This window comes from Halanaerobacter jeridensis, from assembly GCF_016908315.1.
GTDB classification, from domain to species: domain Bacteria; phylum Bacillota; class Halanaerobiia; order Halobacteroidales; family Halobacteroidaceae; genus Halanaerobacter; species Halanaerobacter jeridensis.
The window spans coordinates 282,295-296,116 of sequence record NZ_JAFBDQ010000001.1 but is presented as its reverse complement, the minus strand read 5'-3'; the positions used below and the strand labels follow the sequence as shown (position 1 = coordinate 296,116).

Here is a 13,822-nt window from a genome sequence, read left to right as displayed (position 1 = left end):
ATCCTCCCTTTATAAATAGCGCTTTAAGGTTAATTTAATTCGATCTTTTCTTGATTTTCCTCTGAATTCATCAATTTCTACTCTACATCGCCCTCTAATTGATAGGAGGTCATCTTCATCTAAAAAATAAGCTGGATCTTCTACTACTTGCCAATTAACTTTTACTTTACCTTGTTCAATTATTTTACTCATTTTACTCCGGGAAGTCCCAAAACCAGAACTAGCTACTGAATCTAATCTCAAAGAAGCTACAGTACTTTTAATCTTTTTAATTCTTTGTGGTTCTACTTGAAGTCGATCAAAACTAATTTCTTTAACTTCTACTCCTATTTTATGTACCTGTTCTAAATTATAGATAAGGTAGTCTTTGATTTCAGGGGCAATGATAGCTTGACATCCTTCTTTATAAAGTACTAAATCGCCTACCATTTCTCTTTTTATTCCTGTCCCCAAAATCGCTCCCAAAAAATCACGGTGGCTAACATCTTGAAATTTAAACTGACCACTAATATCTAATAAAGTTAATGGAGAATCTACCATATCTTCTATATAATAGTCAGGCATAACAGCTAGCCTTTGTCTTTCAGCCTGTTGATAAGCTCCATATAGTAAATATTTCAAATCTCTAACTTGGTCTAGCATTTCTTGAGCCAAATACAGATGATGCGGGTTCAAAAATTTAGTAAATGCTACTTTATGAGTCCGGAGAGCTTCTTCTGCTTTATCTAATACTTTATCTAGCACGATTTTTTCTTCATCTTGAAATTGTGACAATAATCTTTCTTTATCAAATAACATACTTCCACCTCAATTTAATACGCTAATCTACGTAAAATATCTGATAAACCATTAACAATAAACTGTAGCAATAACAATGCTACAATCGGAGATAAATCAATTGCTGGAATAGGTATTAACTGTCTCAATGGGGCTAACACTGGCTCAGTAGCCTCATAAACAAAACGTAAAAATCGTCTCATGAACTCATTATCTTTCGGCGGCTGCACCCATGAAGCTATTATTCTAGCTAAAATCATAAAACTGTATATATCGTATCCTATATGCAAAAGTTTAATAATTAACTCTACCACTAATTTCACTCCTTTTTTAATTCTTGTGATTTATTTGCTGCTGCTTCTACTGTATTATATAAAATACCACGCACTCCTGATTCTTCAAGCTGCTGCATACCTTTGATTGTAGTCCCTCCAGGGGAAGTAACCATATCTTTTAACTCTCCTGGATGTAAGTCTGACTCTTTTACCATTTTAGCAGCTCCAATTATGGTTTGTAAAGTTAATTCAGTAGATTTTTCGCGCGGTAGTCCCATATTTACTCCTGCATCAGATAAAGCTTCAATAATCAAATAGATATATGCAGGACCACTACCACTTAATCCCGTCACAGCATCCATCAAATTCTCTTTAACTTTAGTTACAGTTCCTGATGCACTAAACAGCTCTTCTACTACTGCTGCTGTTTCTTTTCCAGCATAACTACCCAAGGAATAAGCAATAGCTGCTTCACCAATCAAAGCAGCAGTATTGGGCATTAATCTAACTACTGGAACTTGATCTAAATTCGCTTCAATTTGATTAGTCTCTACCCCTGCGGCTATAGAAAAAACTGTCTGTTGAGCAGTGATTTTAGGGCCAACTTCTTCTAAGACTTGCCCTATAACCTGCGGTTTAACTGCTAAAATAATATAATCTGCTTTAGACACTAATGCATTATTAGTAGTTGCTTGATTAATTTCATATTTAGCAGTTAGCTCATCGAGGCGAGATTTATTAATATCGCTGATATATAAGTCATCCGGAGCAATAATTTGCTGTTCTAACAGACCTTCAATTAATGCTTCAGCCATTGAACCAGCACCAATAAATCCAACTTTTTCTTCTATCATTCTCTCCCACCTTCCTAATTTCATTTTAAACAGATAATTAAACTCATAATATTTCCTATTTTATTTTTTTCTAAGCTTAAACTTAATCTTAGTTAGATTTCTAATAACCTCTAGAACCAAATAGACTTCGCCCTAATCTAATCATAGTAGCTCCTTCTTCAATCGCTACTTCAAAATCATTACTCATTCCCATCGATAATTCATCCATTTTTACCTGGGATATATTTTCTTCTTTAATTCGGTCAAACAAATTTTTCATTTCTTTAAAATAAGGTCTTAGTTCTTCAGCATCATCAACATGAGGTAAAATAGTCATTAATCCTTTGATTTGTAAATTTTCAAAATCAGACACCTGATGCAAATAATCAATTATTTCAGAAGCATATAAACCGTATTTATTCTCATCCTCGGCAATATTAACCTGCACTAATGCTTTCATGACTCTATCTTCCATGCCGGCTCGTTTATTAATTTTTTTAGCTAAGCGCAAGCTATCCAAGGAATGAATTAGTTCACATCTTTCCATACGGGCCAAATACTTAACTTTGTTACGCTGCAAGTGTCCAATCATATGCCACTTCACTTCAGGAAATTGTTCATATCTATCTCTTAATGCTTGAACTCTGCTTTCTCCAAAATCCACTACTCCTTCTTCCTGCAGACTATCTATTTTAGCTAATTCTTGATTTTTAGATACAGCTATTAATTTTATTTCTTTTGGATCACGGTTAACTCTTCTTGCTGCAGCTACAATTTTATTCTGAATCTCTGCTAATCTTTCTTTAATACTCACTATTGATTATTCCCTCCCCTAATAGAGGCTATAACCTCTAATTTATTGATTAAATTCACTAACAACAAATTAAAGATTATAGCCTGTTTATATTTTATAACTAAACTATACTTTATTTCAAGTTTATAAGCAACTTGCACCTAGTTCACTCCGTGTCGCCCTAGTCAATGTACTTAGAGCTTATTATCTACCCAATCTATATGCTGTGGTATAAAAAAGTTGCTTTAGTTCTATAGCTAACCCTGATTGCTCCCTCCGAGTTTTCATAAACCAGAAAACTCTTCGTGTCGCCCTAGTCACTGTGCTTAGAGCTTATTATCTGCGCAATCTATATGCTGTGGTATAAAAAAGTTGCTTTAGTTCTATAGGCAACTTGCTCCTAGTTCCGCCAGTTCTGATCTTTCTCCTTTAACTAGTGTAATATGACCTGTTATTTCTTTATCTTTCATGCGTTCAACTAAATAAGTTAGACCATTGCTATCGCTATCTAGATAAGGATGATCGATCTGATAAGGATCACCAGTTAAAATCACTTTAGTATTTTCTCCTACTCGAGTTACAATTGTTTTAACTTCATGAGGTGTTAAATTTTGAGCTTCATCAACAATCATAAATTGATTAGGAATACTTCGTCCTCTAATATGAGTAATTGCTTCCATTTCTAATAAATCGCGTTCCTCTAAATCTGCTAAAGCACTAGCAGCATTTTTGTCTCTACCGCCTAATAAAAACTCCATATTGTCAAAAATTGGCTTCATCCATGGTGCTAACTTTTCTCGTTTATCTCCTGGCAAATAACCAATATCTTTACCCATTGGCATAATTGGACGAGTTACAATTAACCTTTTATATTTATTTTCTTCTAATACTTTATGCAGCCCAGAAGCTAAAGCTAATAATGTCTTTCCCGTTCCAGCTTTACCTACTAATGTAACTAATTTAATATCATCATTGAGTAGTAGTTCAAAAGCACCACGTTGTTCTCGATTTCGAGCATTAATACCCCAGACATCACGAGAACTAAAAATAAATGGTCTAATCATTTCTCTTTGCGCTTCATAAATTCCTAATGCCGACTGTGAACTTCCTAATTTATCTTCTAAATTAACTACCTCATTAGCCATTAAATCTTGAGTTATATCTAAACCATCAACTTCTAATCCTTCTTGATTATAAAATTGATCAATTTCTGATGAACTCAAATCAATATCAGCGATCCCTGAATATAGTTCATTAATATCTACTGCATCAGTTTCATAATTTTCTGCTTCAATACTATTAATAATACTAGCTTTAATTCTCATATTAATATCTTTAGAAACTAAAATAACTGGTTTATCAGTTTCTTCTTCTACTTTTAATGCTGTTTCTAAAATAAAATTATCAGCTTTAGTTTCATCAAATAATGAAGGTAACCTATTTAACTCTGGTACAGTTATTTCAGTTTTTAGTATTCCACCATTATCTAATTGAGCACCTTCAGATAAGCTATATTTTTCTCTTAAATCATCTAAATATCTAGAAAAAACTCGAGCATTACGACCCACTGAATCTTGACGCTTCTTCTGTTGATCAACCTCTTCTAAAACTATCATTGGAATAATTACTTGGTTATCTTCAAAAGAAAATATTGACTGTGGATCATGTAATATTACATTAGTATCTAACACATAAATTTTTTCCATGGTCGAGCCCCCCTTTTTAATTTAAAATAACCTTTGTTCCCGGACTAAGCCCTTTTTTAATTATCACTTTATCCTCTATTTTAGCTTTTACTTTTACTTCTTTTGTATAATCTTTGACATAGCCTCGAATACGAACTTTAGTTTTTTCATTTTCTTCAATAATTGCATCTTCAGGTACTACAATCCCATGATATCTTTCTTTAACTACTTTGACTCTTACTTTTCTTAAATCTATTAATTTCGGGAGAAATCTATCAACTTTTAAAACCATAATGTTTTGTGGAGAATCTAAGATTGTTTTATAAACTCTACCTTTCAAAATCTGGGTAGGAAATTTAGAAAAAACAATCTCTACTTTATCCTGCAGTTCATAATTCTGTAATTCTCCCTCAGGCAATAATACTGCTAAATAAAAATTGAAATTATTAATCACTTTAAACAATGGTCGCCCAGCATTAATACTCTCACCAGATTCAACTACATTAATACTACCTTTCAGTTTAGAAATTTTTTTATAACTCAAATCACTTATATCTTCTCGCTCTAAACTATTCTCTAGACCATCTACTTTGTAACTAATAATTCCTGGTTCATAATTATATAATTCATTGTCTTTCTTCCCACGTCTAATAGTAGCAATTAAATTGCCAGCACTAACCCTCTCTCCTTCAGAGACATTTAATTCAATTTGACCTGCTTGAGGCGCAAATACTACTTCTTCATCTCTAATAATTAAAGCAGTAGATTTAAATTGATTACTAATAGTATCATAATTAGTTACTATTATATTATTAGAATTATAACCTAACAAATTAATTACTACTAAAAAAATCAAAGAAATTAAAATTAGAATTAATAATAATTTTATCAATAGATTAGCTTTTTTATTAAATTTATGACCTGATTTTTTTACAGGACTATTCAACCTACTATAGTCTCTCACAAAAGATCATGTCCTTTCTAGGTTTTAGGATTAGTTTATTATATTATTCTATTTTAAAGTGCTAATACCTTCTTATTTTCTGTATTAAGTGTCACCTTCAGTGACACTTAATAGTGACAAGTAAAAAGTAAACAGTTTTGATTTTCTACTGATCACTCTTTTCTCATCACTAATTACTCATCACTCATTACTATAAATAAAAAGCCCCCGAAACCGGGGGCTAATCTTAATAGTTAATAACTAACTCTTTCTGCAGTTATGATGTAGACAATATCTTCGCAGATATTTGTGACATGGTCACCAATTCTCTCTAAGTATCTACTAACAAAAATTAAGTCATTAGATTGCTGCACAGTTTTAGGATCTTCTACCATATAAGTAAGAAGTTCTCGTAAAATCTGTTCATCTAAATCATTAATTTTACTATCTCTTTGCGCAACTTCTTTCGCCTTATCTGCATTAGAATTAACAAAAGCATCTAAAGCATCATGGATCATCTCTTGTGCTATTTCTCCCATTTTCGGAAGGTCTACTAATGGCTTTACATAATCACTAGCAGATAATTCTAAAGCAATTTCAGCTATATTTTGAGCTAAATCAGCAATCCGTTCTAAATCCGTAGCCATCTTAGAAACCATATTAATTCTTCTTAAATCTTTAGCTACCGGCTGCTGTAAAGCTGTTAAATTGATACACTCTTGTTCAATTTCCATCTGATAATCATCTATTTCATCATCGTTTTCAACTACTTGTTGAGCTAATTCATCGTTTTTATTTTTTAGAGCAGTAATAGCTTTATGAATTCTTTCCTCTACCATACTCCCTAATTTCAATAAGTCTTGATTCAAATCTTCTAATTGATGTTCAAAACTTTTTCTCATTACTATCTCCTCCCCTTAAATATAATCTATAACTATTCTCAAACTAGATTATATTTAATTATATGCTACTTGTTAAAATTTATCAAGTTTGATTTATTATCCAAATCTTCCCGTAATATAGTCCTCAGTCTTTTGGTTCTCTGGTTTTTCAAATATTTTCTGAGTTGGACCATGTTCAATAACCTCTCCCATTAAGAAGAAAGCAGTATAATCAGAAATTCGAGCTGCCTGTTGCATACTGTGAGTTACAATTACAATTGTATACTCTTCTTTTAAATCATCAATCAAATCTTCAATTTTAGCCGTTGCCACAGGGTCTAAAGCAGAAGTAGGCTCATCCATCAATAAAATATCTGGATCTACTGCTAACGCTCGGGCAATACATAATCGCTGCTGCTGTCCACCAGAAATACCAATCGCCGACTGATCTAATCTATCATCAACTTCATCCCATAAAGCAGCATGTTTTAGACTATTCTCAACTATCTCATCTAACTTTTCCGTATCAGTAATCCCATGAGCTCTTGGCCCATAAGCGATATTATCATAAATAGATTTAGGAAAAGGATTAGGTTCTTGGAATACCATTCCTACTTCTTTTCTCAATTCTACAACATCAATCTCATCTTTGTAAATATCATCGCCTTCTACTATTACATCACCATCAACTCTAGTACCATCTATTAAATCGTTCATTCGGTTTATTGTTCTTAAAAATGTTGACTTTCCACATCCCGAAGGGCCAATTAGCGCTGTAACCTTATTTTCTGGAATATCAAAAGTTACATTTTCTAACGCTTGAAAATCACCATAATAAAAATCTAAATCTTTAATTTCAATCGTTTTAGTTTCATTTTCCATCATTAAGTCCTCCTTGTATATTTCACTTTATTACTAACTTATTTTTCTTAATCTTTCAGCTTAAAGAGGCAACACCTATTTACAATAAAAGTTAATCATTTAATCTTCCATAATGATTTCTAATCAAAGTAGCTACTAAATTAATACTAATCACTAGGAACAATAATACTACTGCTGTTCCATAAGCTAAAGGGACTTGCTTTGGTGAAGTACCAGCAGTTACTAAAGCATAAATATGATAAGGTAATGCCATTGCTTCATCAAAAACTGATGTAGGTAAGTTAGCTGTATAAAAAGTAGCTGCAGTAAAGATAATTGGTGCAGTTTCACCTGCTACTCGTCCTACTCCTAAAATACATCCGGTAATAATCCCAGGAATAGAAGCAGGTAATACAACTCGTTTAATCGTTTCCCATTTGGTAATCCCTAAAGCCAGCGAAGCATGTCTATATTCATCAGGCACAGCCATTAAAGCCTCTTCAGAAGCTCTAATAATTGTCGGTAAAATAACAATTCCTAATGTTAACGATCCCGATAAAATTGATACACCAAAATTAAAAAACTTAACAAAGACTGATAAACCGAATAAACCAAATACTACAGACGGTACACCAGCTAAATTATTAACTCCAATTCTAATCATTCTAAGGGTTTTACTCTTATCGGCATATTCTGTCATATAAATTGCTGCGAAAACTCCTAAAGGAGCAGCAAACAATATAGACCCTGATACTAAGTAAAATGAGCCTAATAAAGCTGGTAAAATACCTCCCTCAGTCATACCATTAGTCGGCATCTGAGTTAAAAATTCTAAATCAACAACTCCAATTCCTTTGCTAAAAATAAAGTAAATAATTAAACCTAAAATTCCAACTGCCGCTAATAATGTTAAACCTAATATACTGAATACAAACTTTTCTTTTAAATGACGATACTGTAAGTTATTATTTTTCATTCTCCACTCACCTTCTCCTTAAATCGTTGTGATAATACATCCGCAATTATATTGAAGAATAGAGTGATCACGAACAAAATAATTGCTATACCAAATAAAGAGTGGTAATGAGGACTTCCTACAGCTGTTTCTCCCATTTCAGCTGCTATTGTAGACGTCATTGGACGTAACGGATCTAATAATGGAGCTAAAGGTTTAGCTAAACTTGGCATTTCTGGGATTATTGCAGCTCCTCCAGCTACCATTAAAACTGTCATTGTTTCACCAATTGCACGTCCCATACCTAAAATAATTCCTGTAACAATTCCTGATGATGCAGTAGGAACAATCACATTACGAATTGTTTCCCATCGTGTAGCACCTAAAGCCAAAGAGGCATCCCTAAAACTTTTAGGTACAGAAGTAATCGCATCTTCAGCAATACTAATTATAGTTGGTAAAGCCATTATTCCTAACATAATTGCTGCTGTTAAACCAGTTAACCCAGTCGGCAGACCAAATACCTTAGCAATAAACGGTCCTAAAATCTTCATACCAAATAAACCATAAACTACAGATGGTACACCAGCTAATAACTCAACTACTGGCTTTACAACTTTCTTTAAATTTTTCGGCAAGATATACGAAATGAAAATTGCAGAAGCTACTCCAAAGGGAACTGATAAAATCATTGCTCCTACACTCACTACAAATGACCCCATAATCAATGGTAAAATTCCATAGCCAGGTGGATCATAAGTTGGATACCATTCTGGGCCGAAAATAAATTCCAAAATACCTACTTTCCCAAAAATAGGTAACCCTTCTCTAAATAACACAATAACTATCCCCGTTAAAAAGATTATTGAAGAGAGGGCAAAAATAAAGAGTACATTTTCCACTACTTTCTCTTTTGTCTTCCAGTGCATTTAATATCTCTCCTCCTATTTTAAAATCCCTGTAGTAAATGAATCATTTATATATTTGAATATTAATTATTAACAAATTAAATATAATAATATAATTTCTTAGACACATACATTTATAAAATAACATAACTTTGTTAATAGAATATTAACAAAATGTTAAAATTAAGTTAACAAGATTTTTTATATCAATTTATTCTTTTTATAAAATAAATTTCCAGGGAGATATTCCCCCTGGAAAAGTAGTATCCAATCTAAATTAGATTAGTGTAATGGAACATAGCCTTGTTGCTCAGCAATTTCTTGACCGCGAGCACTTAATACAAAGTTAATGAACTTTGCAGTTAAGCCTTCTGGCCAACCGTCAGTAAACATGAATAATGGACGAGCAATTGGGAACTCACCACTTGCTACTGTAGCATTTGTCGGATTTACACCATTAACTTTTATTGCCTTAATGCCTGCATTGTCTAAGTAACCTAAACCAACATAGCCAATAGCCCCTTCAGTTTCTGCAACTGTACTTGCAACTGTACCGTTAGAAGACTGCATTAAAGCTGTTTGAGCAACTCTTGCCCCTTCTAAAGCTATTTCTCCAAACACTTCGAATGTACCTGAACTTGAGTCTCTTGATACTACAACGATCTCTTTATTAGGTCCACCTAACTCTTTCCAGTTAGTGATTTGTCCTGTATAAATCTTCTTGATTTCGTCTAATGTTAAATCACTTACAGAATTATTTTCATTTAAGATAACTGCAATTCCATCCATTGCAACTCTATGTGGTACCGGCTGAATTCCGTTATCAACTGCCTGATTTAATTCTTTATTCTTGATAAATCTAGATGCATCTGCAATATCTGTAGCATCATCAATTAATGCTGCAATACCGTTTCCAGATCCACCACCACGAACACTAATACTAACTTCTGGATTGTTTTCCATATATACCTCAGCAGCTCTCTGAGCAATTGGAAGTACTGTAGAAGAACCTTGAATATTTAAAGTCGCAGCAAAAGCCCCAGCAGAAAATGTAACTAACATCAATGCAACTAAAGTTAACACTAAACTTTTTGAATTAAACATATATTTTCCTCCTTGAAATTTAAGGGTTTTATTTTTTCGTTTTCCTTTTTAAACAAATAACATAATCTTAATTTTTATTTAGTGTAAAGGAACATATCCTTGTGCTTTAACAATTTCTTGTCCTTCAGCACTTAATACAAAGTTAATAAACTGTGCAGTTAAACCTTCTGGCCAACCGTCAGTGAACATGAATAATGGACGAGCAATTGGGAACTGCCCACTTGCTACTGTAGCATTCGTTGGAGTAACACCATTAACTTTAACTGCTTTAATTCCTGCATTGTCTAAGTAACCTAAACCAACATAACCAATAGCACCTTTAGTTTCTGCAACTGTACTTGCAACTGTACCGTTAGAAGACTGCATTAAAGCTGTTTGAGCAACTCTTTCTCCTTCTAAAGCAATTTCTCCAAACACTTCGAATGTACCTGAACTTGAGTCTCTTGATACTACAACAATTTCTTCGTTAGGTCCACCTAATTCTTTCCAGTTAGTGATTTGTCCTGTATAAATTTTCTTGATTTCGTCTAATGTTATGTTACTTACAGAATTGTTTTCATTTAAGATAACTGCAATTCCATCCATTGCAACTCTATGTGGTACAGGATAAACCTCGTTATCTCTCGCCTGCATAAACTCATCTTTTTTAATAAATCGAGATGCATCTGCAATATCTGTAGCATTATCAATTAATGCTGCAATACCGTTTCCAGATCCACCACCACGAACAGTGATTTCAACATCTTTTTTATTCATATAAACCTCTGCTGCTTTTTGAGCAATTGGTAAAACTGTAGAAGAACCTTGTACAACTAACTTATTATCTGAAGCTTCTTTTTTATTTTCCTCAGTTTTCTTAGTCTCTTGCTTAGTTTCTTCCTTCTTTTCGTCGCCTCCAAATGGCCACCATCCTGCATTAGCTTGACCTGCTACACTAAATAGCATTCCAACTGTTAAAAGTAATACTAAAGATAAAGCAACTGTTTTCCGATTGAACATCTTAAATTCCTCCCTAGAAATAGTAATGATTTTTTATAACAGGGTTTTTGCCCTGTCTCTTTCTCACTGACCATCTCAAGTATAACAAGTGTATTTTACAATCAAATTACGAAGGTGTTAATATTCTGTAAAAACTCAAAATAATCTATATAAAGTGCCACTAGCTAGTAGATAAAAGCTAGTAGCTAGTAGTAAATTCAAAACCATAAAACAGTTCACAGCTTTGAATTTGATTTTATGTTTTTAACTACTAGCTCCTAGCTACTTACTTCTAGCTATAAAGCTTCACTGTACAGTGAAGCTTTATATAGATATTATCTCTGGGTAATCCGTAACAATGCCGTCAACTCCCCAACTTTTAAGTTCAGTAATTTTGTTTTCATCATTAACTGTCCAAGTATTAACAAAACAACCTGCTTGCTGTACTTGTTCAATCAATTCTGCAGTTAATAATTTATGATTAGGATGAACACCATCAGCATTAGCACTTTCAATCATAGCAACTACATCTACTGGATGAGAGTTAATCAAAACAGCCGTTTTGAATTCAGGGCCAAACTCTTTGACATAACAATGATTAAATGAAGATATAATTACCTGCCCTATAAAATTTTCTTGGCGCAGTATTTTTTTCACTTTATCAATCAATATCTGCTCTTTTTCAGCAATCATTTTTAATTCTATATTTAACATCAATTCATTTCTAACTAACTCAATTACTTCTGTTAAAGTCATGACTCTCTGCTCTGCATAATCTGCTGCAAAATAACTAGCAACATCAATCTCTTTTAATTGATCTAAAGTCAAATCTGCTATTTTAGCGTCAACTCCGGCTACCCTCTGCAAATCATAATCATGAATCACTACTACCTCTTCATCTTTAGTCAGCTGCACATCTAATTCCACCATATCCAAATTCATATCTATCGCTTTTTTAAATCCAGCTGCAGTATTTTCAGGTGCTAAAGCTGCTGTACCTCGATGACCTATTTTCAGCATTTTTATCCCCCCACAATTCAGAATATAAAAGCTGAAGGCTTCAAATCGCCTTCAGCTTTAAACAGACTCATATATAATTATTTCACACTACCATCAGTAACTCCTTTAATAATATGTTTTTGAGCAAAGAAGTAAAAGATTATAACCGGGATAATTGCCAAAGTAAGACCTGCCATAGCTAAATGCCACTGTTTTGTATATTCACCAAAGAAGAAGAAAATACGTAGTGGAATAGTATGACTCGCTTCTTTATTAATTACAAGTGATGGTAAGAGATAATCATTCCAAATCCAAACAGCATTTAAAACAGATACTGTAATTGTAATTGGTTTTAATAACGGAAAAATAATATACCAAAAAATTTGAAATGAATTACAACCATCTATAATAGCTGCTTCATCTAATGCCTTAGGAATCCCTTTAACAAAACCATGGTATAGAAAAATCGATAAACTAGATTGAAATCCTAAATACATAAAAATCAAACCAGGCATATTCAATAAATTTAATTTACCCATTATTCTAACTAAAGGTAACATAACTGCCTGAAAAGGAATTAACATAGAAGCAACAAAGACAAAAAAGATGAAAGTACTCAACTTTGATTTAGTTCTTTGTAACATCCATGCTGCCATAGAAGAAAAAATAATTACAATCGTTAAACTACCTACAGTTATAATTAATGAGTTGAAAAATACTTTTAAAAACTCTAATCTCTCCCAGGCCACTATATAATTATTAAAATCAAAAGTTTTTGGGAAACCTAAAGTATCTAAAAACAATTGTTTTTTTGTTTTAAAGGAATTAATGAGCATAATATAAAATGGTACTAAAAATAATCCTGCAGATAAAACACTTATAATTCGTAAAATTAATTTCTTTTGTTTATTCATTACATTTCCACCTCGCCTTTTTTAGTGAAATGGACTTGAGTAAGAGTTACAATACCAACAACTATCAAAAATATAACTGCCTTAGCTTGGGCTACACCCATTTCTCTAAAAGTAAATGCAGTTTTATAAATATTCAAAGCTAACATTTCAGTAGAGCGGGCTGGTCCACCACTAGTTAAAGATAAGTTAGGATCAAATAATTTAAATGAATTAGAGAGAGTTAAAAATAGACTAGCAGTAAAAGCCGGTCTAATTAGTGGAAAGACAATATGTTTGACTCTCTCCCAAGCATTAGCACCATCTATTTTAGCTGCTTCAACTAACTCCTCTGGGATTCCTTGAATTCCTGCTACATAAATAACCATTACATAACCAGACATTTTCCAGGCTAACAAAATTGCTAAACCCCAAAATCCAGTTTCCTGATTAGATAGCCAACCTAATAACCATCCTTGCCCAGTTAACTCTCCTAATGCCGCAAATCCTTTAGTAAAAATAAACTGCCAAATAAACCCTAAAATCAAACCACCAATTAAATTGGGCATGAAAAAAATAGTCCGCAAAAAGTTACTTATTTTTAAGCCTCTTGTAACTAACAAAGCTAGAGCAAAACCAATTGCATTAACAGCTATAACAGAAACTATAGTAAATTTAGTAGTAAATATAAAAGAATCTAAAAAACTACTATCGTTAAACATTTCTATATAATTATCTAAACCTACAAAACTAACATTTGCTGCAATTCCATTCCAATTAGTAAAAGAATAATAAATCCCCATTAATAAAGGTGCTAAAACAACTAAAGTAAAAGCTAATAAAGAAGGTCCTACAAAAGCCCAAAAAATAAGCTTATTTTTTTTCATTATTTTCACTCCCTAAATCTACTAAATTTTTAACTATTAAGCAAAGAGAAGGA

The 13,822-nt window shown here is 32.7% G+C and carries 15 protein-coding genes; all 15 read right to left on the bottom strand.

The features are described 5' to 3' along the window. Nucleotides 1-9: 9 nt before the first annotated feature. The 15 genes from JOC47_RS01465 to JOC47_RS01395 all read right to left on the bottom strand — a co-directional run bounded on the left by JOC47_RS01465 (nucleotide 10) and on the right by JOC47_RS01395 (nucleotide 13,769). On the bottom strand, nucleotides 10-798 hold the full coding sequence (locus JOC47_RS01465; protein ID WP_204700177.1) for a photosystem II electron transport protein, Sll1252 family: 789 nt from the start codon (nucleotides 796-798) through the stop codon (nucleotides 10-12). A 14-nt stretch (nucleotides 799-812) separates the two neighbouring features. Further along, a complete protein-coding gene (locus JOC47_RS01460; RefSeq protein ID WP_338035294.1) occupies nucleotides 813-1,091 on the bottom strand; it encodes a YggT family protein in 279 nt (92 codons plus the stop codon). Between the two features lie 5 nt (nucleotides 1,092-1,096). Then, nucleotides 1,097-1,906 (bottom strand): pyrroline-5-carboxylate reductase, encoded by an 810-nt coding sequence (gene proC / locus JOC47_RS01455; protein ID WP_204700176.1) that lies wholly within the window; start codon nucleotides 1,904-1,906, stop codon nucleotides 1,097-1,099. A gap of 100 nt (nucleotides 1,907-2,006) precedes the next feature. After that, complete coding sequence (locus tag JOC47_RS01450; protein ID WP_338035293.1) at nucleotides 2,007-2,699, bottom strand: YggS family pyridoxal phosphate-dependent enzyme; 693 nt, start codon at nucleotides 2,697-2,699, stop codon at nucleotides 2,007-2,009. 362 nt (nucleotides 2,700-3,061) lie between these two features. Beyond that, nucleotides 3,062-4,384 carry a PhoH family protein gene (locus tag JOC47_RS01445; protein WP_204700175.1) on the bottom strand — a complete coding sequence of 441 codons (1,323 nt, stop codon included), beginning with the start codon at nucleotides 4,382-4,384 and terminating at the stop codon, nucleotides 3,062-3,064. A gap of 16 nt (nucleotides 4,385-4,400) precedes the next feature. Next, a complete protein-coding gene (locus tag JOC47_RS01440) occupies nucleotides 4,401-5,327 on the bottom strand; it encodes a permuted SH3 domain-containing protein (RefSeq protein ID WP_204700174.1) in 927 nt (308 codons plus the stop codon). Between the two features lie 233 nt (nucleotides 5,328-5,560). Next, nucleotides 5,561-6,208, bottom strand: a complete 648-nt coding sequence (gene phoU / locus JOC47_RS01435) for a phosphate signaling complex protein PhoU (RefSeq protein ID WP_204700173.1) — start codon at nucleotides 6,206-6,208, stop codon at nucleotides 5,561-5,563. 96 nt (nucleotides 6,209-6,304) lie between these two features. Beyond that, entirely contained in the window at nucleotides 6,305-7,072 is a 768-nt protein-coding gene (gene pstB / locus JOC47_RS01430; protein ID WP_204700172.1) for a phosphate ABC transporter ATP-binding protein PstB, read from the bottom strand. Between the two features lie 88 nt (nucleotides 7,073-7,160). Then, a complete protein-coding gene (gene pstA / locus JOC47_RS01425; protein WP_204700171.1) occupies nucleotides 7,161-8,024 on the bottom strand; it encodes a phosphate ABC transporter permease PstA in 864 nt (287 codons plus the stop codon). Continuing rightward, nucleotides 8,021-8,932, bottom strand: a complete 912-nt coding sequence (pstC, locus tag JOC47_RS01420; protein ID WP_204700170.1) for a phosphate ABC transporter permease subunit PstC — start codon at nucleotides 8,930-8,932, stop codon at nucleotides 8,021-8,023. Before pstC ends, pstA begins: the two co-directional genes overlap by 4 nt. A gap of 261 nt (nucleotides 8,933-9,193) precedes the next feature. Then, the gene (locus JOC47_RS01415) at nucleotides 9,194-10,015 is read right to left on the bottom strand and encodes a phosphate ABC transporter substrate-binding protein (protein ID WP_204700169.1); all 822 of its coding nucleotides are present in this window, start codon (nucleotides 10,013-10,015) and stop codon (nucleotides 9,194-9,196) included. Nucleotides 10,016-10,093: 78 nt separating this feature from the next. Beyond that, nucleotides 10,094-11,014, bottom strand: coding sequence for a phosphate ABC transporter substrate-binding protein (locus JOC47_RS01410; RefSeq protein WP_204700168.1), 921 nt, complete (start codon nucleotides 11,012-11,014; stop codon nucleotides 10,094-10,096). Between the two features lie 303 nt (nucleotides 11,015-11,317). Then, on the bottom strand, nucleotides 11,318-12,013 hold the full coding sequence (locus JOC47_RS01405) for a glycerophosphodiester phosphodiesterase (RefSeq protein ID WP_204700167.1): 696 nt from the start codon (nucleotides 12,011-12,013) through the stop codon (nucleotides 11,318-11,320). A 77-nt stretch (nucleotides 12,014-12,090) separates the two neighbouring features. Beyond that, nucleotides 12,091-12,906 (bottom strand): carbohydrate ABC transporter permease, encoded by an 816-nt coding sequence (locus JOC47_RS01400; RefSeq protein ID WP_204700166.1) that lies wholly within the window; start codon nucleotides 12,904-12,906, stop codon nucleotides 12,091-12,093. Further along, nucleotides 12,906-13,769 (bottom strand): carbohydrate ABC transporter permease, encoded by an 864-nt coding sequence (locus tag JOC47_RS01395; RefSeq protein ID WP_204700165.1) that lies wholly within the window; start codon nucleotides 13,767-13,769, stop codon nucleotides 12,906-12,908. The genes JOC47_RS01400 and JOC47_RS01395 overlap by 1 nt, the downstream gene beginning before the upstream one ends. Nucleotides 13,770-13,822: the final 53 nt, after the last annotated feature.

What these genes read in the sequence shown, in the direction of transcription:
- JOC47_RS01465 (WP_204700177.1), bottom strand. Translation starts at nt 798, where the DNA reads ATGTTATTTGATAAAGAAAGATTATTGTCACAATTTCAAGATGAAGAA.
- proC (WP_204700176.1), bottom strand. Translation starts at nt 1,906, where the DNA reads ATGATAGAAGAAAAAGTTGGATTTATTGGTGCTGGTTCAATGGCTGAA.
- JOC47_RS01445 (WP_204700175.1), bottom strand. Translation starts at nt 4,384, where the DNA reads ATGGAAAAAATTTATGTGTTAGATACTAATGTAATATTACATGATCCA.
- phoU (WP_204700173.1), bottom strand. Translation starts at nt 6,208, where the DNA reads ATGAGAAAAAGTTTTGAACATCAATTAGAAGATTTGAATCAAGACTTA.
- pstB (WP_204700172.1), bottom strand. Translation starts at nt 7,072, where the DNA reads ATGATGGAAAATGAAACTAAAACGATTGAAATTAAAGATTTAGATTTT.
- pstA (WP_204700171.1), bottom strand. Translation starts at nt 8,024, where the DNA reads ATGAAAAATAATAACTTACAGTATCGTCATTTAAAAGAAAAGTTTGTA.
- pstC (WP_204700170.1), bottom strand. Translation starts at nt 8,932, where the DNA reads ATGCACTGGAAGACAAAAGAGAAAGTAGTGGAAAATGTACTCTTTATT.
- JOC47_RS01415 (WP_204700169.1), bottom strand. Translation starts at nt 10,015, where the DNA reads ATGTTTAATTCAAAAAGTTTAGTGTTAACTTTAGTTGCATTGATGTTA.
- JOC47_RS01410 (WP_204700168.1), bottom strand. Translation starts at nt 11,014, where the DNA reads ATGTTCAATCGGAAAACAGTTGCTTTATCTTTAGTATTACTTTTAACA.
- JOC47_RS01405 (WP_204700167.1), bottom strand. Translation starts at nt 12,013, where the DNA reads ATGCTGAAAATAGGTCATCGAGGTACAGCAGCTTTAGCACCTGAAAAT.
- JOC47_RS01400 (WP_204700166.1), bottom strand. Translation starts at nt 12,906, where the DNA reads ATGAATAAACAAAAGAAATTAATTTTACGAATTATAAGTGTTTTATCT.
- JOC47_RS01395 (WP_204700165.1), bottom strand. Translation starts at nt 13,769, where the DNA reads ATGAAAAAAAATAAGCTTATTTTTTGGGCTTTTGTAGGACCTTCTTTA.